Annotated in this window: 1 protein-coding gene and 1 pseudogene; both read right to left on the bottom strand. The window is 74.1% G+C overall.

Translation table 11 applies throughout. The annotated features are described in order from the left end of the window. Positions 1–677, bottom strand: a pseudogene (locus AB0G02_RS41820) (reactive intermediate/imine deaminase); the annotation flags it as partial. Continuing rightward, positions 670–1097: 3-deoxy-7-phosphoheptulonate synthase (locus tag AB0G02_RS41815; RefSeq protein ID WP_360806611.1), on the bottom strand; the 428-nt coding region annotated here is incomplete at its 5' end. The gene AB0G02_RS41815 and the pseudogene AB0G02_RS41820, both read right to left, overlap by 8 nt.

Here is a 1097-nt window from a genome sequence, read left to right as displayed (position 1 = left end):
CCCCGGCCGTCCTCCCCCTCGAGGTACGTGCCCCGCGCGAAGCTGGGCGACCTCGGCCCGTAGCGCGACGGGTACTCGTGCGCGGGCACCTGCAACGGGTTCTCCAGGTGCACGGCCGCGTGCGACCGGTGCGCCAGGAAGTAGAACGCGATGCCGCCGCCCAGCGTGCCGATGCCGGTGGACGCCGGCATGGCGTGCCCGCGCTCGTCGAACGCCCGACCCCGGCCGACGCAGAAGTCGGCGTACACCTCGGTGCCGCGGGCGGTCCGGTCGGTGATGCCGTCGATCATGTTCCACATCCGGAACACCGTCGGGTAGCCCAGGTGCTCGACCAGGTCGAACGCCGCCAGGTAGGCCGCGCGCGCCGCCTCGCCGCAGTCCGCCGACGGGCCGATCCACCCGGTGCAGAACAACACCTCGCCGTCGTGCGCGTAGAGCAGGCCCCGGTGCTCACCGACCCGCACCTCGCGGCCCTCGGTGGACCAGACCTCCACCACCTCGGGCTCACCCGGCCGCACCATGTGCAGCGGGAGGACCGGTCGGCCGTGCTCCCAGCGCGGGGGACCGGGCCGGTCCGAGTAGCGGACGACGCCCAGCACGGTGTCACCGGTCAAGTCGGCGAACTCCGCCGCCGTCTGGAACGCGCACGGCGGTGTCGTGATCACGTTGCTACGCAAGGTTCTCTCCCCCTCGTTGTCGGGCCGGGCGCCACGCCGCGACCACGGCGAGCGCCTGTCCCGCGTTGAGCCGCGGGTCGCACAGGCTCGTGTACGGGCCGGTCGGGACGTCGTCCCAACCGCACTCCTCGACCTCGTCCGGCGTGGTCTCCAGGTGCAGGCCGCCGGCCACGCCGCCGGTGACCCGCACGGTCGCCACGAAGTCCGCCACCTCGCGGACCACCGTGCCGACCAGTCGGGTCTTGCGGCCGCCGACGCCGGCGACCGTGTTGCCGTGCATCGGGTCGCACAGCCAGATCACCGGGTGGCCCGCCGCGCGGACCGCGTCCACCAACGGCGGCAGCAGCGCGGAGACCCGGTCCGCGCCGAGCCGGGTGATCAGCGTCAGCAGACCCGGCTGAGGCTCCGGGTCGAGCCGCG

It is taken from the genome of Actinosynnema sp. NPDC023658 (assembly GCF_040639995.1).
Lineage (GTDB): Bacteria > Actinomycetota > Actinomycetes > Mycobacteriales > Pseudonocardiaceae > Actinosynnema.
Note: the sequence above shows the minus strand (reverse complement) of the source record. Positions and strands in the feature narration are given on the sequence as shown.